The following is a 23423-nucleotide window of genomic DNA, read 5'->3' as shown; positions in this document are numbered from 1 at the left end:
TTTTCTTTTTTCTTATAGTATTAAATGATTTGAGTGTGAAAAAAGTTATAAATTATCATCATTTTTTCTGAAAAGTCTAAATAATATTGAGAAATAAAAATAACTGAAAATATTAATAAATATGTGTTGTGTTTATATAGGATTGTTCGTTATAATGAACATAAGGTTTTTAAAAAAGAACACATATTAGCTAAGCTAATATAGTTTTCTTTACATCTCTTATTGAAAAATAAGTGATAAAAATATAAAAAAAAGCTAGGGGGAATTGATTGTGAGTCTGAAAAAGAAATTAGGTATGGGAGTTGCATCAGCAGCATTGGGGTTAGCTTTAATTGGTGGAGGAACATTTGCATTCTTTAGCGATAAAGAAGTATCAAACAATACATTTGCAGCTGGGACGTTAGACCTTACATTAAACCCTAAGACGCTTGTAGATATTAAAGATTTAAAACCAGGGGATTCTGTTAAGAAAGAGTTCTTATTACAAAACAGCGGTTCGTTAACTATTAAAGATGTTAAATTAGCAACAAAGTATACTGTTAAAGATGCAAAAGGTGATAATGCTGGTGAAGACTTTGGTAAGCACGTTAAAGTAAAATTCCTTTGGAACTGGGATAAACAAAGTGAGCCTGTATACGAAACAACTTTAGCAGACTTACAAAAAGTTGATCCAGATCTTTTAGCTAAAGACATCTTTGCTCCTGAGTGGGGAGAAAAGGGTGGATTAGCAGCTGGTACAGAGGATTATCTATGGGTACAATTTGAATTTGTAGATAATGGAAAAGATCAAAATATCTTCCAAGGTGATACATTGAATTTAGAATGGACATTCAATGCTAACCAAGAAGCTGGGGAAGAAAAATAATAAAAAAGCGGGTATCCCCCGCTTTTTTTTATAAAGAAAAAGAAGTGCTACTTGTAAGCACTTCTTTCTATTTATTATTTTGCTTCCATTTTGTAAATTCAAGAAATTCACGAAATTGTTCTTTGGAGACACCAGAGTTCATTGCATCTTTAACGAGTTGTGTCCATTCGGAGTCTAGGTTAGTTTCCTTTGTTGTTTCATCATGAAGTAAAGTATCAACTGGAATTTGTAGAACTGCTGCGATCTTTTCAAGAAACTGAATGGAAGGGTTTTTTTGTAAATTTCGTTCTATAGAACTAATGTAAGATTTAGCAACGCCAGCTTTTTCGGCAAGTTCAGTTAATGAAATCCCTTTTTGTAAACGAAGGCGTTTTATACGTTCTCCAATCATATTTGCGCACCTTTCTATCAATATGTAGTTGTCTTATGATGTCATTATTATAACATAAACTTCGTTAAAAAGAACAAACCTATTGAGCCTGACTGGATGGCTTCATACGTTGGAAAAATTGCTCGATGTCTTGCATGGCGATACCAGCATCTAGAGCTTCAAGTATTAAATCAATCCATTCTTGATCCAGTGCGTCTGTCTTATCTTTGTACAAATGTAATTCCTCCCTAATTATCGGTCATAATTGCTGCTACAGAATACATGATAATGCAATTGGATTTTGTGTTTTATATAGTGAATTATCAAATATTGTGTAGATGAAACAAAGATAAAATCCCCATTAAACTCCCTCTATGGAAATTATAAATTGTTCGATAAAAAACTTTCAATATTTTCAGAAAATATTGTTGAATTGTGATATATTCGTATGCTAACTATGAAATTTTTACAAATATATTAAAAATATTACATAATATGACTAAATATTGAAAAAATATTGAATTTTTAATAAAATTCAATTTGTAATACATATTATTTATTAGGGGAGGAAATAAGGGATGAACAAGAAACCGTTCAAAGTTTTGTCATCAATCGCTTTAACAGCTGTATTAGGCCTTTCATTCGGGGCTGGCACTCAATCTGCATATGCTGAAACGCCTGCGAATAAAACGGCTACGAGCCCAGTTGATGATCACTTAATTCCGGAAGAACGTTTAGCAGATGCGCTAAAAAAACGTGGGGTAATTGATTCGTCAGCTTCAGAGAAAGAAACAAAGAAAGCTGTCGAAAAGTATGTAGAGAACAAAAAGGGTGAAAATCCTGGGAAAGAAGTACCGAATGGGGATCAACTTACGAAAGAAGCATCTGATTTTTTAAAGAAAGTGAAAGATGCGAAAGCAGACACGAAAGAAAAATTAGATAACCCTGCAACAGGAACACCTGCAGCGACAGGCCCAGTTAAAGGCGGTCTAAATGGTAAAGTACCAACTTCTCCAGCGAAACAAAAAGACTATAACGGTGAAGTTCGTAAAGATAAAGTACTCGTTTTACTTGTAGAGTACGCTGACTTTAAACATAATAATATCGACAAAGAGCCTGGATATATGTATTCTAACGATTTTAATAAAGAACATTATGAAAAAATGTTATTCGGCAACGAGCCGTTTACATTAGATGATGGAAGTAAAATTGAAACGTTTAAACAATATTACGAAGAGCAATCTGGTGGTAGTTACACAGTGGACGGAACAGTTACAAAATGGTTAACAGTTCCTGGTAAAGCTGCTGATTACGGTGCAGATGCTGCTAGCGGCGGTCATGATAATAAAGGACCAAAAGGCCCACGTGATTTAGTAAAAGATGCATTAAAAGCAGCTGTAGATAGCGGTCTTGATCTATCAGAGTTTGATCAATTTGATCAATATGATGTAAATGGTGATGGAAATAAAAATCAACCGGATGGTTTAATTGATCACTTAATGATTATTCATGCAGGTGTTGGACAAGAAGCAGGTGGGGGTAAATTAGGTGATGATGCAATTTGGTCACATCGCTGGACAGTTGGACCAAAACCATTCGCAATTGAAGGTACACAAGCGAAAGTTCCATATTGGGGTGGAAAGATGGCAGCGTTCGACTACACAATTGAACCAGAAGATGGAGCAGTTGGTGTATTCGCGCATGAATATGGTCATGATTTAGGTTTACCAGATGAGTATGATACACAATATAGCGGTGCTGGTGAGCCAATTCAAGCTTGGTCTATCATGAGTGGCGGAAGCTGGGCTGGTAAAATTGCAGGTACAACACCAACGAGCTTATCACCACAAAATAAAGAGTTTTTCCAAAAAACAATCGGTGGTAACTGGGCAAATATCGTAGAAGTAGATTACGAGAAATTAAATAAAGGTATCGGCCTAGCAACATATTTAGACCAAAGTGTTACGAAATCTAACCGTCCAGGTATGATTCGTGTTAACTTACCAGACAAAGATATAAAAACAATTGAACCGGCATTCGGAAAACAGTATTACTACAGCACAAAAGGTGATGATCTTCATACGAAGATGGAAACACCACTGTTCGATTTAACAAATGCAACGACTGCAAAATTTGACTTCAAATCATTATATGAAATTGAAGCAGAGTATGATTTCCTTGAAGTACACGCTGTAACGGAAGATGGTCAACAAACGTTAATTGAAAGACTTGGTGAGAAAGCAAATAGTGGAAATGCAGATTCGACAAATGGAAAATGGATTGACAAATCATATGATTTAAGCCAGTTCAAAGGTAAGAAAGTAAAATTAACATTTGATTACATTACTGATGGTGGTTTAGCATTAAATGGTTTTTTACTTGATAATGCTTCATTAACAGTAGATGATAAAGTAGTATTCTCTGATGACGCAGAAGGTACGCCACAATTCAAATTAGATGGTTTTGCTGTTTCTAACGGAACAGAGAAGAAAAGCCATAACTACTATGTTGAGTGGAGAAACTATGCTGGTTCAGATAACGCGTTAAAATTTGCACGTGGTCCAGTATATAACGCTGGTATGGTCGTATGGTATGCAGATTCAGCTTATACAGATAACTGGGTTGGTGTACATCCAGGACACGGTTTCCTAGGTGTAGTTGATTCTCATCCAGAAGCAATTGTAGGAACTTTAAATGGTAAACCGACAGTGGAAAGTAGTACACGATTCCAAATCGCAGATGCGGCGTTCTCATTTGATAAAACGCCAGCTTGGAAAGTCGTATCTCCAACGCGTGGAACGTATACGTATGATGGTTTAGCAGGTGTACCGAAGTTTGATGATTCTAAAACGTATATTAATCAACAGATTCCAGATGCAGGACGTATTTTACCGAAGCTTGGTCTGAAGTTTGAAGTAGTAGGACAAGCTGATGATAATTCTGCAGGTGCTGTTCGTTTATATCGTTAATACTGTAAAACTACCGAGAGATTTTCTTTCGGTAGTTTTTTTGTGAGCAATGAATTTTATATAGCTGAAAAAGTCATATATAATGTAACCTTAAGAATAGAAATTTGTTATATATGAAGTCTATATAAATAATGAAAGAATTGGATAAAAATAGTGGGAGAAGGTGAGTGAATGAGTATTTCCTCTATTGTAAGTAGGCAAAAGGAATATTTTTTAAAAGGGCATACGAGAAGCATCGAAATGCGAAAGAATAATTTGAAGAAGCTTTATGAAGGCATTCAGCATTTTGAAGAAGAAATATTTCAGGCATTGAAATTAGATTTAAATAAGTCAGTTCACGAGTCGTTTACAACGGAAGTTGGATATGTATTAAAAGAAATTTCCTTTCAATTGAAACATATTTCATCGTGGAGTAAACCGAAACGAGTTCGAACAGCACTTACTCATTTGGGATCAAAAGGAAAAGTAGTGCCAGAACCGTATGGTGTGACGCTTATTATTGCACCGTGGAACTATCCTTTTCAATTAGCAATTGCACCACTTGTAGGAGCACTGGCAGCTGGAAATACAATCGTTTTAAAGCCGTCAGAGTTAACACCAAGCGTTTCAAAAGTGCTTAAGAGAATGTTAGATGAATTATTCCCAGAAGAGCTTGTAGCAGTAGTAGAAGGTGGCGTTGAAGAGAGTACATCTTTGCTGAGGGAACCGTTTGATTATATTTTCTTTACTGGTAGTGTTGGCGTTGGAAAAGTTGTAATGGAAGCAGCAGCGAAGCAGTTGACGCCGCTCACTTTAGAACTTGGCGGGAAAAGTCCTTGTATTGTACATAAAGATGCAAAGATAGAGATGACAGCAAGAAGAATTGTTTGGGGTAAGTTTTTAAATGCGGGGCAGACGTGTGTAGCGCCTGATTATATGTATGTGCATTCTTCCGTGAAAGAAAAGCTAATTGAGGCACTGCGACATGAAATTATAGAGCAGTATAGTAAAGAACCTTTGCAAAATGAAAATTATGTGCGTATTGTAAGTGAGCGCCATTTCGAACGATTATGTGGATTTTTACAAGATGGTCAAGTCGTAATTGGTGGAAACTATAAGGAAGATACATTACATATTGAACCGACAGTACTAGCGGATATTACATGGAAAGATACTGTTATGGAAGATGAAATTTTTGGTCCGATTTTACCAATCATAGAGTACGACAACATAGAAGATGTAATTGGCACAATCCAGCAACATCCGAAGCCGTTAGCGTTATATGTATTTTCTGAAGATAAAGAAGTACAAAAGAAAGTGACGAGTAATATTTCATATGGTGGAGGCTGTATTAATGATGTTGTCTATCATCTTGCCACGCCATATTTACCTTTTGGGGGTGTTGGAAGTAGTGGATTAGGGGGTTATCATGGGAAAGAAAGTTTTCGGACTTTTTCACATTATAAAAGCATTTTAGCCCAATCTACAGCATTCGACATGAAAATTCGTTACTCTTCTACAAAAAGTGCTTTAAAATTCATACGAAAGTTGTTAAAATGATGATGGTGTTTATCAGTAGGCGTAGCCGTATGATAATAGCCCCTTCGCAATGGAAGGGGTTTTTCTGTTCGACGTTATGTATCATGCGAAAATGAATCAAACATACTACATAAAGAATAGAAACGAACGCTTGTTAAATAACCATTTTTGTTTGGATCGAAACAAAAAATAGTCTATAGAACATAAATATTTATTCATGAATATAAAAATTTAAAATTTAAGGTAGATAGGACGGGAAAATGAAAAAGATTATTAAAGTTGAAGCAGTTGAAAAACATTTTGGAAATCAAGTGATTATCCCACCTCTTTCTTTAGATATTAAAGAGGGAGAGTTTTTAACAATTTTAGGGCCGAGTGGCTGCGGGAAAACGACTTTACTTCGTATGATCGCAGGATTTGAAACTCCAACTAAAGGGAATCTTTTATTAGATGATGAAAGAATTAACGATTTGCCGCCATATAAGCGTCATATGAACCTAGTGTTCCAACATTACGCACTATTCCCACATATGACAGTAGAGAAGAATATTTGTTTTGGTATGAAAATGCAGAAAGTATCAGCAGCAGAGCAGAAAGAGCGTGCTGAAGAGGCAATGCGTTTAACGCAGTTACTTGAGTTCCGTAATCGTAAACCTGCGAAGCTTTCTGGTGGACAACAGCAGCGTGTTGCAATTGCAAGAGCGATTGTAAATAATCCGCGTGTATTACTATTAGATGAGCCACTTGGAGCGCTTGACTTTAAGTTACGAAAAGACTTGCAACGTGAATTGAAAAACTTACAACGTAATTTAGGAATTACGTTCATATACGTAACGCACGATCAAGAAGAAGCAATGAGCATGAGCGATCGTATTGTCGTTATGAATAAAGGACATATCGAACAAATCGGAACGCCGAAAGAAATTTATAATAAGCCGAAAACATTGTTCGTTGCGACATTCATCGGTGAAAATAATATTGTGAAGAACGGGGAAGGCTATGTAGCAATTCGCCCTGAAAATGTAAAAGTACGTTCGGTTGAAGAACCAATTTTAAAAGAATACCATCTTGGACATATTGAAGATATTGAGTTTGTCGGAAATATGGAGAAGCTTTATGTACGTGATGAGAAAACATCAGAATTACTAATGGCATATCAAACTGCTGAAGAGGCAGCGCAGTGGAGCATTGGAGATAATGTATATGTAGGCTGGGAGCAAGAGGACGAGGTGACCTTAAATTGAAAAAAGGGAAATTACTCGCACTACCTACAGTCGCGTGGCTGTTAATTTTCTTCCTAATCCCGCTCGTATTCGTATTAGGATTCGCCTTCATGCAGCGCGGAGCTTACGGGACAGTAGAAATGCAATTTACGCTGGAGAATATATCCCGTGTATTTGATCCATTGTACTTAGGAACGTTATGGGAAACTGTTAAGATCGCAGTTATTACAACAGTAATATGTTTATTAATTGGTTATCCGTTTGCGTATACAATTACAATTGTTGACCGCAAATACCGCTCTATTCTTTTATTATTGGCAACGATCCCGTTTTGGATTAACTTTCTTGTTCGTTCATACGCATGGATTGTTATTTTACGTTCACAAGGTCTTGTGAATACGTTGTTATTAAAGCTTGGCATTATTAGTGAACCGTTAAATTTATTATATAATACTCCTTCTGTAATACTCGGAATGGTCTATTCTTTATTACCATTTATGATTTTACCAGTGTATGCAGCAATTGAGCAGCTGGATAAGCGTAAGCTAGAAGCGGCTTATGATTTAGGAGCAACACCAATAAAGGCATTTTGGAATATAACAGTGCCGATGACGATGTCAGGAATTGCGACTGGTTCTATTTTAGTATTCGTTTCTTCTATCGGAATGTTTGTTGTATCAGACGTGATGGGCGGATCGAAAGTAGCATTAATCGGAAACGTTATTCAAAATCAATTCTTAGGTGCACGTGACTGGCCGTTTGGATCTGCGTTATCGATTATCGTTGTTCTATTCTCTGTTCTGTTAATTTACTTATATTATCGTGCAACGAAAGTATATAAATATAATGAGAACGGAGGGGAATAGGCAAAGATGAAGAAGTTTTTAGTTTCTTATTCTTGGTTAATTTTGTTATTCTTGTATTTTCCAATGATGGTTTTAATGGTCTATTCTTTCAACGACTCTCGCATTAATGCGGAGTGGGAAGGTTTTACATTCCATTGGTATACAGATTTATTTCAAAAACAAGATGTTATTGATGCATTTGTAAATAGTATTACGATTGCAGTTATAACAACGATTGTGACAACGGTACTTGGTGTATTCTTTGCAATTGCTTTACATCGTTATAAATATCGTTTCGAAGGGGCTATTAATGGCCTTGTATATTTACCAATTTTAATTCCTGATATTTTAATGGGATTATCTTTACTAATTCTTTTCAGTCAGTTAGGAATGGAACTTGGACAAACAACGATTATTATTGCACATATTACATTTAGTATTTCGTTTGTTGTTGTTATTTTAGCTGCGCGTCTTTCAAGTATGGGACGTGACTTAGAAGAAGCTGCAAATGATCTAGGAGCAACACCTTGGCAAACGTTTCGTTATGTAACGTTCCCAGCAATTGCACCGGGAGTTATTTCGGCAGCATTATTAACATTCACATTATCAATTGATGATTTTGTAATTAGTTTCTTCGTATCAGGACCAGGATCAACAACATTGCCACTATACATTTACAGTATGGTTAAGCGCGGAGTATCACCAGAAATTAATGCTCTTTCTACAATTTTAATTGTTGCTATCGTAGGATTAATGGTTTTATCTGAAATCTTCCGGAACAAAGGTGCAGATGGTGAAGAAAACTCTGGAGGACACCTTCCTTTATAATACGAACGATATAGAAAGTACAAGGGGGTAATAAACCGATGAAATTAATGAAAAGAATAGCTGGCGCAGCAATTATCTTTAGCCTTGTTGCTGGTGTGCTTGCTGGTTGTGGTGAAAAGAAAGAAGAATTAAATATTTATAGTTGGGCTGACAATTTTGATGAGCAAGTGCTAAAAGATTTTGAAAAGAAGTATAATGTGAAAATTAACTATGACAAGTACGCAAGTAATGAAGAAATGCTTGCGAAATTACAAGCTGGTGGCGCAAAGTATGACTTAATTCAGCCGTCGGATTACATGGTTAAAACAATGGCGAAAATGGACTTATTAGCTCCGTTAGATAAAAAGAATATCCCGAATATCGAAAATATGGTTTCTAATTTTAAAACACCTGCGTTTGATCCAGAGAATAAATATTCTTTAGTGTACACTTGGGGTGTAACAGGGATTGCATACAATAAAAAGTATGTGAAAGAAGCACCTACAAGCTGGGCGGACTTATGGAATGAGAAATATAAAGGACATGTAACGTTACTGAACGATTCTCGTGAAGTATTAGGAGTGGGTCTTAAGAAGCACGGGTTCTCAAACAGTACGAAAGACGATGCACAATTAAAGACAGCAGCAGATGATTTAAAGAAGCTGCTTCCAAACTTATTAGCATTTGATACAGATAACATTAAACAAAAATTCATTACAGAAGATGCTTGGATCGGAACAGTTTGGTCTGGAGATGCAGCATTTATCGCAAAAGATAATAAAGATGTAGAATATGTTGTACCAAAAGAAGGCGGCACAATTTGGGCTGATACGTTAGCAATTCCAAAAGGTGCAAAACATAAAGAGCTTGCTGAGAAATTTATGAACTACTTACTAGATGAAAAAGTAAGTGTGAAAAACTACGAGTCAATTGGTTACAGTAATCCAAATGAAAAAGCTCATCCTCTTCATAGTAAAGAATACCGTGATAATCACATGATTTTCTTAACGAAAGAAGAGTTAGATCGTACAGAATGGCTTGTTGATGTAGACGATAAGTTAAAAGACTATGATCGTTACTGGACAGAGCTAAAAACAAAAGGTAAATAAGCAAGGAAATGCGGTTTCTAAAGTAGAAATCGCATTTTTTCATAGTAGGAGGAAATCGTTTGAAGAAGAAGTTACATCAGTATGAGGTAATGTGTATCGGTTTGTTATTTGCTGTATTTGGTATTGTTGCTTGGCGCGTACATGCAGGTGGCGTTACAGTGATGGATACATATGTCCGTGGATTAGTAAGAGGGCTACAAACGGAAAGTTCGCTTACATTTTTCTCGTACTTTACAAAATTGGGATCAGCAATTGGGATAGTCGCTACGCTCGTTATAAGTTTGCTTGTTTTTTGGAAGAAGCGTTATTATGCTGCGATGATTGTATATCCAATGGGAATTTTAATAACACATCTTGTGAATAAAGGGATAAAAGAGATTGTAAAGAGAGAACGTCCGTCATTAAATGAAGCGCTAGATGCACTTGGGTATAGTTTTCCTAGTGGACATGCAATGTTATCGATTATGACATTTGGATTTCTTACTTATATCATTGCTGCTAATTTGAAAAGCGTAGCTGGGAAATGTGTCACAACGATTTTGATGGGTATAGTAATTCTATCGATTGGATTAAGTAGAGTCATTTTAAATGTACATTACCCAACTGATATTTTAGCTGGTTACTGCGTAGGTGGTATTTTGTTAATTATCGCGATTTACTACCATCGTTTACTTACTGAGAGATTAGGGCTTAATAAAGAGAGATAGAAAAACGTCTGGAAAAACTATTATTATAGTTTTTCCAGACGTTTTTTGTTTATATCAAGATGTGATACAGTATAAGTGACAATTGAATTATGTAAAGTAGGTGAAAATGTGTGAAGACAAATGTACATAAAGTTGATAAGTGGGGGAAGTTAGGAGCCTTTTTGTATCAGTTTCGTTATACAGTAATTGTAGCGTTACTGTTGCTCGCAATCGCACTTGGGATTTTTGCTCCAAAGCTACCGGGAGTATTAGGTGGTGACGGTTTCCAAACGGAAGGCGACTATCAAAAAACGAAAGAAATTTTAGATAAAGATTTTAAGAAGTCTCAAGATACGCTGCTGCTCGTTTTTGAGAAAAATAAAGATGCTTCGCATGAGGAATTTAAAAAGCGAATAAATGAAATTGTAAAGAATGTTCAAGAGAAAGAGAACTATGAATCTTTCCATCACCCAATCCAAAATAAAGAAATGCTACAAGATGACATCGGCTATGCGACAATTTTATTTTCCGGGAAAACAAATAAGGAACGAATGGAAAAGACATTACAATGTGCTGATGAGATTGAGAAAGAAAGTAATATAGCATTAAAAGTAACACCTACAGGGTTTCCGAAAATTAATAAAGAGATTAATGAAAGAACGCAAAATGATTTAAAAGTAGCAGAGATGATTGGATTACCAATTGCGTTTCTTGTATTACTATTTTCGTTTGGTAGTCTTTTGGCATCAATTTTACCGATTTTGAATGGGGCGCTTAGTGTTATTAGTACGATGGGTATATTGTATTTCATCGGTGTTGATAAAGAACTATCTATTTTCGTGTTAAACGTTGCACCGATGATTGGACTTGCATTATCTATTGATTTTGCGCTATTATTTGTGAACCGTTTTCGAGAGGAAGTTGCTAAACGAACGGTAAAAGAAGCGATAGCAATTACATATCAAACGGCAGGACGTGCGATTGTATTTTCAGGATTATGCGTATTTGTTGGGTTATCCGGTTTGTTTTTCTTTAAGATAGATTATATTCAATCTGTCGCGATTAGCGGAATGATTGTTGTCATTATGAGTATTTTATTCTCACTCACACTTCTTCCAGCACTATTATCGTTAATCGGTAAAAGAATATTAAAAAAGAATCAAGTAGCACATACGCCGGCAAAAGCATGGCGTAAATTTGCACAATTTGTGATGAAACATCCAATTGCAATGATTATTGTTGTTACAACATTTATTGTTATTTGCTTATTACCGTTACGTACAGCTAATTTGCAGTTCCCTGGTGTTGAAGCTTTACCTGAAAAGAGTGATACAAGGATTGCATATGAAAAGTATGAAGAAGCATTTAATGAAACTGTCAAAACACACGCTGATGTTACATTAGTTGTAGAGACGAAAAAAGATATGAAAGAAAAAGAAAGTCTACAAAAGATAGAAGAAGTCGTTCAAAAGTTAAAAGATGATAAGAAAGTACATGAAGTAAGAAGTTTATACGACGGGTTAACTGGAATGAAAGCAGATCAAGTTGTTGGAATGTTGCAGTCGCCAGAATCAGCGAAACTAACTCCTGTATTTGAAGCATACACGCAAGGGAATAAGACGACGATAGAAATCTTTTTGAAAACAAAACCACGTACAGAGACTGCAAAACAGTGGGTACGTGACTTTAAAAAGAACTATAAAGAAACGGATGTTACGTATTATCTAGGCGGAATGACGACGTTTCAACAAGAATTAGAAGATGAAATTAAAGATAAAGTTGTAATTGGTATGTCTGTTATATTTGGATCGACCTTTGTTATATTATTATTTGCATTCCGATCTATACTCATTCCAATTAAGGCAATTGTTATGAATATACTTAGTTTAAGTGCAACCATTGGAATTGTTGTTTGGTTATTTGAAGGTGGTCATTTCGGTTTAGAAGCAAGTCCGGTTCTGTTTGTCTTACCAATCTTCATTTTTGGCCTCGTATTTGGGCTTAGTATGGATTATGAAGTATTTCTTATTTCACGTATTCATGAGCTCTATGAAGAAACAGGAGATAACGATCAAGCAACGTTAGAAGGGCTCGTTTCAACAAGTAGAATTATTACATCAGCTGCTTTAATAATGATTGTTGTAACTGGTGCATTCGCATTTACTGATATTTTACCAGTAAAGCAGATGGGTCTTGGCGTTGCATTAGCAATATTTCTTGATGCAACAATTATTCGTCTTATGCTCGTACCAAGCTTAATGAAGTTATTTGGAGACTGGAACTGGTGGTTACCATTTCGAAAAAAAAGAGAAAAAGCATCATAAAAAATGCTCATCAATATGATGAGCATTTTTTATGAATAGCAAAGCCTACATTTTGCAAATAGTATGTGATAAGAACATTACATAATAAGTAGGTGAAGGCAATGTTTCGTTATTTTAAGTTTAAGTTAAATGATACAGTACAGTTTGCCGAGAACGATGGGCATATGTATCGCATTGTCGGTTATCGGTTAGAAAAAGGGTTTTATCCAAAAGATGAATGGACTCATATCATTTATGAACTACTTAGAGAATTTGACGGGTATACGATGGATGCAGAAGAGGAAGAACTTGTAAAGGTCGTTCAAGTAGAGGATGAGTATTACAAAATACAAGAAGTATCAGGTTATCGCTATCCAGTAAAAATGAAACAAAAACAACAAGTGATGAAAATAGAAAAGATGGACGATTTATTAGATGCTTACAATGATTATAAAAGGTTGGCGGATTTCTTTAAAGATTTATCGTATGAACAAAAAGCTGAAGAAGTATTGTTAGAAATGAAAAGACTTAGAGCTTGAGGGGCAGTCTATTATAAGACTGTCCTCTATTTTTGACGGTGCATCAAAGTGTGTTTTCCGTTACAATGAGAGAATCAATAGAAATAAGGTGATAAACAGTATGGAAACAAAGAAAAAGGGTGAATGGTGTGAAATTACCGTTCCAGCTAAATGGAATGGTATAAGTATTGAATCGGTATTAAAAGTAGAATGGGAAATACCGAAAAAGCTATTACATCAGCTTCGTATGGAAAAAGGTGTTACGGTTAACGGGGAACAAAGAAGATGGAATGAGCTTTTAAAAGAGAACGATAAGTTACAAGTCCATATGTTTGCTGAGGAAGAGTACGGTGTAGATCCAGAATATGGTGAATTACATGTAGTATACGAAGATGATCACGTACTGATCGTAAATAAACCAGAGCAAATGGACACGCACCCTGCTGAAAAAGGTGGAACCGGGACGCTTGCAAATCTTGTTGCTTTTCATTTTCAAATGCAAGGTTTAGAGACGAAGGTGCGTCATATTCATCGTTTAGATAAAGATACGACAGGTGGTGTCGTGTTTGCTAAGCATAGAATTGCTGGTTCAATTATGGATCGCTTATTAATGGAAAGAAAAATTAAAAGAACGTACGCAGCGCTCGTTGAAGGGAAAGTAAAGAAGAAAAAAGGAAAGATTGATGCTGCTATCGGAAGGGATCGCCATCATGCTACAAGGCGTCGTATTTCTCCAAAAGGTGACCAAGCTATCACATATTATAAAGTAGAAAAGTATTTTAAGAAGCAAAACACGACTTTCGTAACGTTACAATTAGAAACGGGTAGAACACATCAAATTCGTGTTCATATGAGTCATAATGGTAATCCATTAGTTGGGGATGTATTATATGGTGGACAAACAAAATATATGTCCAGTCAAGCATTGCATGCGATGAAGATAAATTTCTTGCATCCAATTACGAAAGAAGCGATTGAAGTTGATGTGCCGTTTCCTACAAAGTTAAATAATAAAATAAAAGAATTTCAAAAAGAAAATGCGTAAAGTATAAGTTTTAACTTGAAAAAAGTAGATTTTTGCAGGGATTTCTCTAAAAGAAGCGAAGCCGTTAAGAGAAAAGAGAGGTGAGAATCACTTGATTAAATATAAGTATGTACTGGGAATATTTTTCGCTTGTCTTTTACTTACTCTATTTCTCTATCCCTATTTACCAAATCGTATGGCAGTACATTGGAATGTAAATGGTCAGCCAAACGAGTTTATGAGTAAACAAGTCGTTGTAGCATTTATTCCCTGTTTTATTATTTTTTCATATGGATTTTTGTATATTATTTCACATAATATATTTAAGTTTAATGAAAGAGAGCATGGTATTATAGGCGGATTTATAAAGAAAATTACGTTATTTATGTTGTTTATTCATACGCTTATCCTCTTTATTAATTTTGGGGATTTGATATCCTTTCAAACAGGATTAACGATTGGGATTAGTATGTTTCTTTTTATGCTGAGTAAAGAATTTAAGAAAATAAAAGGCAAAGAAAAAGAAAAAGAAAAAGATCCAATTAAATTACAAAAAATTTGTTTAGTGAGTAGACGGATTTTTCAAGTGATGGCATGCGGCATATTGTTTTCATTGTTTTTGAACTTAGAGTGGGGATTTTATGTATTGCTTAGTGTAATAAGCTGTGGATCTATGTTGTTTATGTTATATATTTTCTATTCATACATAATAGAAAGCTATGAAACTTAAAAAAGAGTCTTCTCATTATGAGAAGACTCTTTTAATCTATTTACTTCGTAATAAATTGTTGTGTCCAGTAGTTGCCGCTTTCTACATAACCAACACCGATGTGAGTGAAGCCGTTATTTAAGATATTTGCACGGTGTCCAGCGCTGTTCATCCAAGCTTGTACTACTTCTTCAGGTGTACGTTGACCTTGAGCGATGTTTTCACCTGCAGATGTATAAGAAATACCAAATTTCTTCATCATGTCAAACGGAGACCCGTATGTAGGGCTGTTATGATCAAAGTAGTTGTTTTTTTGCATATCTTCAGACTTAATACGTGCTACTTTGCTTAATTCAGTATCGATTTTTAGTGCTGGTAAGCCTTGTTTTGCACGCTCAGCGTTTGTTAATTCAACAACACGTTGTTCAAACTCGCTTAAAGATTTTGCTTCTTCAGCAGGCTTTTGCTCAGCTGGTTTTTGCTCAGCTGGTTTTTGAGTATTGTTGTTTTCAGCAGGCTTTTGCTCGGCAGGTTTTTGCTCAACTGGCTTTTGAGTTTCTGGCTTAGCTGTTGGTTGCTCAGTTACAACATTTTCAGTAGGTTGTTGACCAGGAATGAAGCAGTTTGGTTGGAAGTTTCCTTGTTGCCATTGTGCTAATGATTCAACTCCCATAGATTGTAAGAATGCTTGTAATTCTTGTTGGCTCATTTGTTTCATCATTACTTTTGAATGCTGAATATTTTGAACCTTTACGTTAGATGGTTGTACTGTTGCAGCTTGTGCATCTAGAGAAGATACTCCTAAAGTAAGAGCTGTTGCAGCAGCTACAGATAATAAAACACGCTTTTTCATGATGTGTGTCCCCCTATATAAAGTTTTAATTTGTTTTCACACGATTTGTTTTTGACAGCCTGTCTGACTGACAAATTCATCGTAGCATACAATTTGCGAGAAAAAAGATGGAAAAAAATTCATAGACTTTAAAATTACCTAATTTATCCTAAGAGAAGAAGGGGGTAAAAATAAGAGAAATATAGAGTATAAAAGGAATTTATAGTGTTTTTATACTTGGTTTTAAGAGGGGATTTTTGGATAAAGTTACCTAAATAGAAAATGAAGAATCCTATTGTATCAATGGTTTGAACGATTTTTAGAGGAATATAATGGATTGATTTTTACAAAACTGTAATGTTTCTGTTGTTCTTTTTTATAATAAAGTAACATATTTTTAATGTTGTAGCAGACAAAAAAGCGGCTATCTCTTTACATAGACGAAGGAGATAGCCGTTTTCCTATTATTACGTATGTTACGAGTTATTACGAGTTAGTTTCAATTGCTTCTAATAATAAATCCACAATGTGAATTCCTCTCATTTTATGAGAAAGCCCTTCTCGCTCAATGCCCAATTTCATTTGTAATAAACAACCTGGATTTGCAGTAACAATGGTTGCTGCTTCTGTTTCATGCACACGGTCCATTTTGTAATCTAGAAATTCCATTGATAACTCTGAATGAACAATATTGTAAATACCAGCAGAGCCACAGCAGCGGTCGGCATCTTTCATTTCTCGATATGTTGCACCTTGGATAGCCTCTAGTAACATACGAGGTTCAGAAGATGTGCGCATAACATTGCGTAAATGACAAGAGTCTTGATACGTAATAACCTGCGGCGTGAGTCGTAAGTCAGTTCGCTTATGGAAGTCTAGTTCTACTAGTATAGCAGTAATATCTTTAATTTTAGAAACAAACTGCTTAGCACGTTCAGCCCAATCCGGATCATCCTTTAAAAGATAATCATAGTCTACAAGATAAGCCCCGCAACCACCTGCATTCGTAATAATATAGTCGATGTTTAAATTTTCGAATGCTTTTATATTTCGCTTTGCTAATTCTTTTGCTCCACTCTTTTCACCAGCATGTCCATGCAATGCACCGCAGCAACTTTGTGTTTTCGGAATAACGATATCACAACCAGCTAATTGAAGAAGTTTCATCGTTGCATTATTTGTTTCTAAAAACATCGTATCCATTAAGCAGCCTGTAAAGAATGCAACTTGTTTTTTCTTTGTACTTTCTGCAGGTAAAAATGAAGGACGATCTTTCATCGCTTTCATTTTAGGGACTTTTGGTAAAACGAGATCCATCGTTGCAAGGGTTTCAGGGAATAACTTCATAATCCCTGTTTTATGTGTTAGCGTTTGTAAACCAGAACGTTGATAAAATCCGATTAGTCCAGTTAATGTTCTCATTCGATTTTGATGGGGGAATAATCCTTCAAAAACGACTTTTCGAACAGCTTTCACTGGCACTGAGAATTTTTTATTTTGATTAATAATATCACGAGTTTCTTCTAATAAATGTCCATAATTTACACCAGATGGACAAACAGGCTCACAAGCACGGCAACCAAGACAAACGTTTAATGTATTTTCAACATCTTCATCTGGTTCGATTAAACCATCAACGACTGCTTTCATTAATGCAATACGTCCGCGCGGTGAATGTGACTCTTTATATCCGGATTGAATGTAGGTAGGACAAGTAGGTAAACAAAAACCGCATCGCATACAGTTTAGTAATTCATCTTCACTTAATCGTTCTTTAAATTCTTTTTGAATATTTTCTTTATTTAATGTGGTCATCGCTCAACCACCACTCTTTTTCGAGTGTCTTTCGCGAACATTTTTCCAGGATTCATAATGTTATTTGGATCGAAAGCTTGCTTTATTCCTTGCATAGCTGCAATACCTTCTTTACCTAATTTCATTTCTAAATATGGAGCTTTCATTGCACCAACACCATGTTCACCAGTAATTGTGCCACCAAGTTCAATTGCTTTCGCAAATATTTCAGCAAAAGCTTGCTCAGCTCGGTGCATCTCTTCTGCATTACGAGCGTCTGTCATACAAGTTGGATGTAAATTACCATCACCAGCATGTCCAAACGGACAAATAGGAATATTATATTTTTTTGCAATGGCATTAATAGCTTCAACCATCGGAGCGATTTGTGAACGTGGTACAGTCGCATCTTCTAATATTGTAGTAGGTTTTAATCGTGCGAGCGCTGATAGAGCACTACGGCGAGCGGTACGAAGCGCATCTGCTTCTGTTTCACCTTTTGCAACGCGAACATCAACCGCATTCATAGAGTGACAAACGTTAGCCATTTTTTCAATATCTCGATTGACTACTTCGGGCGGACCGTCTTGTTCGATTAATAAAATTGCTTTTACATCTGTAGGTAAACCGATTTGTGCAAACGCTTCTACTACTTCAATTGTCGGTTGGTCTAAAAACTCCAGTGTTGCTGGAATGATTTTATTTGCAATAATAGAAGAAACAGCACGTGCAGCTTCATTAATATCTTCATATAGTGCAAGCATTGTTTTCTTTGTTTCAGGCATAGGAACAAGTTTTAATATAGCTTCTGTTACCACGCCAAGTGTTCCTTCAGAACCGATAAATAAACGAGTTAAATCGTAACCAGCTACATCTTTTGCTAATTTACCACCAGTGCGAATAATATCGCCATTTGGTAAGACAAGTTCAAGCCCCATTACATAATCACGTGTTACGCCATATTTCAAACCGCGTAATCCACCTGAGTTTTCATTAATATTACCGCCGATTGTAGAAATTTTCATCGAGCTTGGATCTGGTGGATAAAATAAACCTTTTTCTTCTACCGCTTTAATAATATCAAGTGTAATGACACCAGCTTGTACAGTAATTGTTAAGTTTTCTTCATCAATTTCTAAAATATTGTTCATATGGCGGAAAATAAGGACGATACCGCCTTCAAGTGGACATGTTCCTGCGCAAAGGTTTGTTCCAGACCCGCGCACATACACAGGGATTTTGTGAGTGTTACATACTTTTAACACTTCAGCTACTTCATTTGTATTACGAGGAGCAATGACTGCATCAGGCATTGCTTGGAAGTTTGGAGTGGCATCATAACTATAAGTTAAACGCCCCATATTGGATGTATCTACATTATCTTCGCCAACAATAGATACGAATGAATGAATAATTTGTTTTTCTAACATTGGAAATCCCCCTCAAACTGTTAACGTGTTTAGTTATAATAAACAACGTGGTAACAGTGCTTTCATTATAATGATAAAAAAGTCGAGGGATTCTTTCTATGTATAATCATCTAAAGATTAATCTGTTTTATCATTCTTTTTTGTATAATTATCTAATAGGAGAAGTGCGAAGTACAAAACGTTTAAGTCTTTGAATTGTTTTGGATCAAGTCCTGTATGTTCTTCAATCTTTTTTAGCCTGTAATGTAATGTGTTAATGTGTATATGTAATTGTTTAGCCGTCTGTTTATAAGATTGGTTATAATCGACAAATAAGCGTAAAGTTTGCATAAGCTCAGGAAATGATAATAAGTTTTCGATGGTACGCTCTAGAAATTGTTCACGCGTTTCGACAGAAATATCTTGTAAACACATTTCTAAACGTAAATCTTCATTAAATACAATTTTTTTCGTCTCCAATGATACAGAAAGAGCGCGTAATGCTTGTTCGTAACATATGCTCATATTGTTTGGGGTAACTGTTTGTCCAATCCCTATATATAAAGGAATAGAAAATAAAGTTTCGCAGTCTTGTTTTAACCGTTTTAAAAATTGATAAGTTTGTTCTTTGGAGCTCATCGCTGTAAATAAAATAAAACGATCATTTCCCCAGCGAACAAATAGATGCTCTTTTGTTAAAATATTACGTATGTGTTGCCATATTTTACGCTGGAGCATCGTGTCATTTTTGCCAATAGAAAACAAAATAAGTTGTTTTTTCTTATATAAATCAATGCCAAGTGTTTTGGCGCGATCAAGAAAACTTGGAGACCACTCTGTATTTTGAAGCCAATCAAAGACAAAAGCTTCATAAGAACGGTGCTCAAGTTCTAGTTGCTCTAAAAAGTAGTTTTCATGAATTAATAATTCGGTCATCTTACGCAATATTTCTCCGTAGCGTGAAATATTTTCAGGTTCTCCTGTAATTCCAATGACACCAATTACTTCATCATGAAATAATAAAGGAAGATTCATCCCAGCCTTTACACCTTGCAATCGCCTTTCATCTTCTTTTGTAATGATGACGGTTTTCTTTTGTTTGGCACAGCGGAGTGCACCTTCATGAAATTGACCAATTCTTTCTGTATCTGTACTTGCGATAATAACGCCTTCTATATTAATGATAATAATATTTTCTGTAATTAGTCTGCGTACTTCTCGTACAATTTTATTCGCTAAATCAGGAAATAGCATAATTGACACACCTCAAATTCTATTTGTTGTACATTATATATGTAAATTGAGTAAGAAAGGGAAATTTCACACTTTCCACACATTTATTTGTTATTTTACAATTATAACGAAATCATCCGAAGATGGAGGGAATCTTTTGAGAAAGTATGTTTTTCTTCTCTGTTTTTTATTTCTACTAGTAGGGTGTCAAGGAAGTTCATATACACCAATTGCTAAAGATAAAAATGTTATTATAACTACGAATATAAAAGAAGGCAGCATTAGTTTTATTGATAAAAAAGATAAAAAGTTAATTACGACATGGGAACTAAATGAGCCAATGGCCGGAATCACACTGCTTCCAAATGGCGATGAAATACTTGTATACGGTAAGCAATTAGAATATATGTATGTATATTCACTAGCGGAAGGAAGGCAAGTGGGAAAATATAAAACTGGAAAGGGCATTGTAAATGTGGTCGTATCAGCAGATAAAAAACAATTATTTGCTGCTGATCAAAATGTTCAAAAGGTAAGGTTCTTTACGATAAATGGGAAAGAGACAGGAAATGTTTCAACAGGAAAAGGGCCTATAACGATGGTAGAGTATCAGAATCGGTTATCTGTACTAAACTTTTATGATACGAAACTAACGACAATTGATACGAAGAAAAAAGAAGTTATTCAATCCTTTATGATTCCGCCAGCATCAACAGGAGCGACGATTAGTCCTGATGGGAAAGAAATATGGATTGGCGGACATGGTGATGGAAATCAAGTAAATGAGAAAGTGTTAGTGTATTCTTTACAGAGTGGAGAAATGGTGCGTTCTTTACACGCTCCATTTATGCCTGTGAATATAACGAGGGATAGTAAGTACGTATATGCACTCAGTCATGGGTCGAATACACTTAGAAAGTTTGATATTAGAACATATAAAGAAATAGCTTCTGTAGAAGTAGGGTCGAATCCATTTGCATTTTTTGAGAGCGGAGCAGAAGGGTATGTAGCCAGTTATGATAGTGATGAAGTGTGCGTTATAGATATGAAGAATTTGAAAATAAAACAAACAATTAAAGTCGGAAAAGGACCGTTTCAACTCATAGAGAGGGAAGGGAAGGACAATGAATAAATATAGAGTGCTAGTTGTAGATGATGAAAGTGATATGAGACAGCTTGTTGGAATGTATTTGGATAACTTTGGATATGAGTGGGGAGAAGCTGAGAATGGAAAAGAGGCTCTTAAAAAACTAGAAACGGATCATTATGATTTCGTTGTATTAGATATAATGATGCCAGAAATGGATGGACTTTCAGTTTGTAAAGAAATTAGAAAAACGTCAGATGTGCCGATTATATTTTTAACGGCAAAAGGTGAAGAGTGGAATAGGGTGAACGGCTTACGTATGGGAGCAGATGACTATATTGTAAAACCGTTTAGTCCTGGTGAATTGGTTGCCCGTATGGAAGCTGTGCTAAGAAGATATACAAAGCAAGAACAGCAAGAAGAGATTCAATTTGGACCAATTCTTATCAATGAAAAAAGTAGACGAATAGAGGCGGATGGTGAGTCGATTTCTCTTACTGTAAAAGAGTTTGATTTATTATATTTTCTTTGCCAACATACAGGACAAGTATTTAGCCGGGAGCAATTACTTGAAAAGGTATGGGGATATGATTATGCCGGAAGTACAAGAACGGTAGATACGCATGTGAAAACGATGCGCTTGAAGCTTGGAGAAAGTGGAAACTACATTCAAACTGTTTGGGGTGTAGGCTATAAATTTGAGGTGTAACGTATGTTTACGATGGTACAAAAACTTTGGCTTACAGTAGTATGTGCAGTATGTGTAACAGTGTCCTTTCTTTATTTCGTATCTTTATACTCGTATGAAAAATTATACGTTGATAATTTAAAAGCTTCGTTAGTAATGGAAGGAAAAAGTCTTGCTGCTCAATATGATAAGCGTGAAGGAATATCAACTTTTGAAGAGAAAGTAAGATCGTTTGATCAAATATCTAGTTCAGACGTTATTTTCGTGTCTAATCCGCGTGATTTAAGCGCATGTTTGCCTTTTGATGTGCATCATCATTCTCTTATAAGTGAAGGAGATAGGCAAACGCTATTAGACGGGAAAACTGTGACAAAAATAGGATATGAAGAACATTTTGACCGTAATATTATGGGGGTTGTCATCCCTGTATTGGAAAATAAAAAATTAGTCGGAATTGTCTATTCGTATATTCCTTTAAAAAGTATAAAAGATTTAATCTATGATATGGGTCTTATTTTAGCACCGTTAGCAATTGCTATGATTTTAATTACGATATGGGTTGGAAGGAAAATTATAATTGCAATTACGAAGCCACTTTCGCAAATGGAGCGGGTTGCAAATCATTTGGCTACGGGAGATTTTTCGGAGCGGATTACAGTTTCTTCAGAGGATGAAATTGGACGATTAGGAAAAGCATTTAATAAAATGGCAAATTCATTAGAAACAGAAGATGTAAAGCGTAAGGAATTTTTAGCAAATGTTTCGCATGAACTTAGAACACCACTTAGTTATATAAAAGGGTATAGCGAGGCTATTTTAGATGGTGTTGCAAAGGGACCGCAGCAGGAAAAAGTAACGCAGCTAATTCATAAAGAAGCAGGTCGTATGCAGCGTCTCGTTCATGACTTGTTAGACTTAGCACAATTAGAAGGTGAGCACTTTCCGTTAAAGAAGCAACCTATCGTTTTTTCACAGCTGATTGAAGACGTATTAGATACGTATGAGATTAAGTTTATAGAAAAGGAAATTCATATTTCAACTAATTTAAATCCAGAGGTCATTGTCATGATTGATGAAGATCGTATGCAACAAGTGCTTCATAATGTGTTAGATAATGCGATACGGTATACAAATCAAAAAGGAAATATCGTTATAACTTTAGAGCAAATCGATGATTACTGTGAATTAAAAATAAAAGATACAGGAATTGGTATTGATATAGAACATTTGGAGAATCTTGGAGAACGCTTTTACCGAGTTGATAAAGCGAGAAGTCGTCAACACGGTGGAACAGGTTTAGGCCTTGCTATTGTGAAACAAATTGTTCATATACATGGTGGACAGTGGAAAATTGAAAGTGAAAAAGATAAGGGAACAACGGTTATTATTAAACTGAATGTACAGGATGAGGGGAGCATGTTCTAATTTTTAGGA

The 23423-nt window shown here is 35.5% G+C and carries 21 protein-coding genes; 15 read left to right on the top strand and 6 right to left on the bottom strand.

Annotated elements, in window-relative coordinates; translation table 11 throughout:
* Positions 1–271 precede the first annotated feature (271 nt).
* Positions 272–865, top strand: coding sequence for a biofilm matrix protein CalY (calY, locus tag MR168_RS04260; protein WP_000053714.1), 594 nt, complete (start codon positions 272–274; stop codon positions 863–865).
* 67 nt (positions 866–932) lie between these two features.
* On the opposite strand, the gene MR168_RS04255 is transcribed toward calY, so the two are convergent.
* Entirely contained in the window at positions 933–1256 is a 324-nt protein-coding gene (locus MR168_RS04255) for a helix-turn-helix domain-containing protein (RefSeq protein ID WP_000578884.1), read from the bottom strand.
* A gap of 79 nt (positions 1257–1335) precedes the next feature.
* On the bottom strand, positions 1336–1470 hold the full coding sequence (locus MR168_RS04250; protein ID WP_000276219.1) for an anti-repressor SinI family protein: 135 nt from the start codon (positions 1468–1470) through the stop codon (positions 1336–1338).
* A 343-nt stretch (positions 1471–1813) separates the two neighbouring features.
* On the opposite strand from MR168_RS04250, the gene inhA1 reads away from it, so the two are divergent.
* From inhA1 to MR168_RS04195, 11 genes are all read left to right on the top strand, one after another.
* Positions 1814–4204, top strand: a complete 2391-nt coding sequence (gene inhA1, locus MR168_RS04245) for a M6 family metalloprotease immune inhibitor InhA1 (RefSeq protein ID WP_001035937.1) — start codon at positions 1814–1816, stop codon at positions 4202–4204.
* A gap of 171 nt (positions 4205–4375) precedes the next feature.
* On the top strand, positions 4376–5743 hold the full coding sequence (locus MR168_RS04240; RefSeq protein WP_086411855.1) for an aldehyde dehydrogenase: 1368 nt from the start codon (positions 4376–4378) through the stop codon (positions 5741–5743).
* 239 nt (positions 5744–5982) lie between these two features.
* On the top strand, positions 5983–6966 hold the full coding sequence (gene potA, locus MR168_RS04235) for a spermidine/putrescine ABC transporter ATP-binding protein PotA (RefSeq protein ID WP_000720333.1): 984 nt from the start codon (positions 5983–5985) through the stop codon (positions 6964–6966).
* Positions 6963–7811, top strand: coding sequence for a spermidine/putrescine ABC transporter permease PotB (potB, locus tag MR168_RS04230; protein WP_000715500.1), 849 nt, complete (start codon positions 6963–6965; stop codon positions 7809–7811). Before potA ends, potB begins: the two co-directional genes overlap by 4 nt.
* 6 nt (positions 7812–7817) lie before the next feature.
* A complete protein-coding gene (potC, locus tag MR168_RS04225; protein ID WP_000714192.1) occupies positions 7818–8618 on the top strand; it encodes a spermidine/putrescine ABC transporter permease PotC in 801 nt (266 codons plus the stop codon).
* Positions 8619–8656: 38 nt separating this feature from the next.
* Entirely contained in the window at positions 8657–9706 is a 1050-nt protein-coding gene (gene potD, locus MR168_RS04220; protein WP_086389282.1) for a spermidine/putrescine ABC transporter substrate-binding protein PotD, read from the top strand.
* A gap of 59 nt (positions 9707–9765) precedes the next feature.
* A complete protein-coding gene (locus tag MR168_RS04215) occupies positions 9766–10413 on the top strand; it encodes a phosphatase PAP2 family protein (RefSeq protein ID WP_000727792.1) in 648 nt (215 codons plus the stop codon).
* Positions 10414–10523: 110 nt separating this feature from the next.
* Positions 10524–12716, top strand: a complete 2193-nt coding sequence (locus MR168_RS04210) for an MMPL family transporter (protein ID WP_086411854.1) — start codon at positions 10524–10526, stop codon at positions 12714–12716.
* A 101-nt stretch (positions 12717–12817) separates the two neighbouring features.
* Complete coding sequence (locus MR168_RS04205; protein ID WP_000490301.1) at positions 12818–13234, top strand: hypothetical protein; 417 nt, start codon at positions 12818–12820, stop codon at positions 13232–13234.
* Between the two features lie 100 nt (positions 13235–13334).
* The gene (locus MR168_RS04200; RefSeq protein WP_000448349.1) at positions 13335–14258 is read left to right on the top strand and encodes an RluA family pseudouridine synthase; all 924 of its coding nucleotides are present in this window, start codon (positions 13335–13337) and stop codon (positions 14256–14258) included.
* A gap of 91 nt (positions 14259–14349) precedes the next feature.
* Positions 14350–14967: a DUF1648 domain-containing protein gene (locus tag MR168_RS04195; protein WP_000599004.1), complete on the top strand. Its 618-nt coding sequence runs from the start codon at positions 14350–14352 to the stop codon at positions 14965–14967.
* A gap of 40 nt (positions 14968–15007) precedes the next feature.
* Here the strand turns inward: MR168_RS04195 and MR168_RS04190 are convergent, their stop codons facing one another.
* From MR168_RS04190 to MR168_RS04175, 4 genes are all read right to left on the bottom strand, one after another.
* A complete protein-coding gene (locus tag MR168_RS04190) occupies positions 15008–15799 on the bottom strand; it encodes a CAP domain-containing protein (RefSeq protein WP_086411853.1) in 792 nt (263 codons plus the stop codon).
* Positions 15800–16264: 465 nt separating this feature from the next.
* Positions 16265–17593, bottom strand: a complete 1329-nt coding sequence (locus MR168_RS04185; RefSeq protein ID WP_000209655.1) for a (Fe-S)-binding protein — start codon at positions 17591–17593, stop codon at positions 16265–16267.
* The gene (glcD, locus tag MR168_RS04180) at positions 17590–19002 is read right to left on the bottom strand and encodes a glycolate oxidase subunit GlcD (protein WP_242291196.1); all 1413 of its coding nucleotides are present in this window, start codon (positions 19000–19002) and stop codon (positions 17590–17592) included. The genes MR168_RS04185 and glcD overlap by 4 nt, the downstream gene beginning before the upstream one ends.
* A gap of 117 nt (positions 19003–19119) precedes the next feature.
* Positions 19120–20244 (bottom strand): CdaR family transcriptional regulator, encoded by a 1125-nt coding sequence (locus MR168_RS04175; protein WP_002023601.1) that lies wholly within the window; start codon positions 20242–20244, stop codon positions 19120–19122.
* 127 nt (positions 20245–20371) lie between these two features.
* Between MR168_RS04175 and MR168_RS04170 the strand changes: the two genes are divergently transcribed.
* Genes MR168_RS04170 through MR168_RS04160 form a run of 3 tightly spaced genes read left to right on the top strand, consistent with a single transcriptional unit; the run spans position 20372 to position 23414 of the window.
* Positions 20372–21346, top strand: coding sequence for a YncE family protein (locus tag MR168_RS04170; protein WP_001234152.1), 975 nt, complete (start codon positions 20372–20374; stop codon positions 21344–21346).
* Positions 21339–22010 (top strand): response regulator transcription factor, encoded by a 672-nt coding sequence (locus MR168_RS04165; protein ID WP_001046397.1) that lies wholly within the window; start codon positions 21339–21341, stop codon positions 22008–22010. Before MR168_RS04170 ends, MR168_RS04165 begins: the two co-directional genes overlap by 8 nt.
* 3 nt (positions 22011–22013) lie before the next feature.
* The gene (locus MR168_RS04160) at positions 22014–23414 is read left to right on the top strand and encodes a sensor histidine kinase (RefSeq protein ID WP_000494796.1); all 1401 of its coding nucleotides are present in this window, start codon (positions 22014–22016) and stop codon (positions 23412–23414) included.
* Positions 23415–23423: the final 9 nt, after the last annotated feature.

Origin of the sequence: Bacillus cereus group sp. BfR-BA-01356, from assembly GCF_022663635.1 — a bacterium.
GTDB lineage: Bacteria > Bacillota > Bacilli > Bacillales > Bacillaceae_G > Bacillus_A > Bacillus_A cereus.
This window is presented reverse-complemented; position numbering and strand designations above follow the sequence as displayed.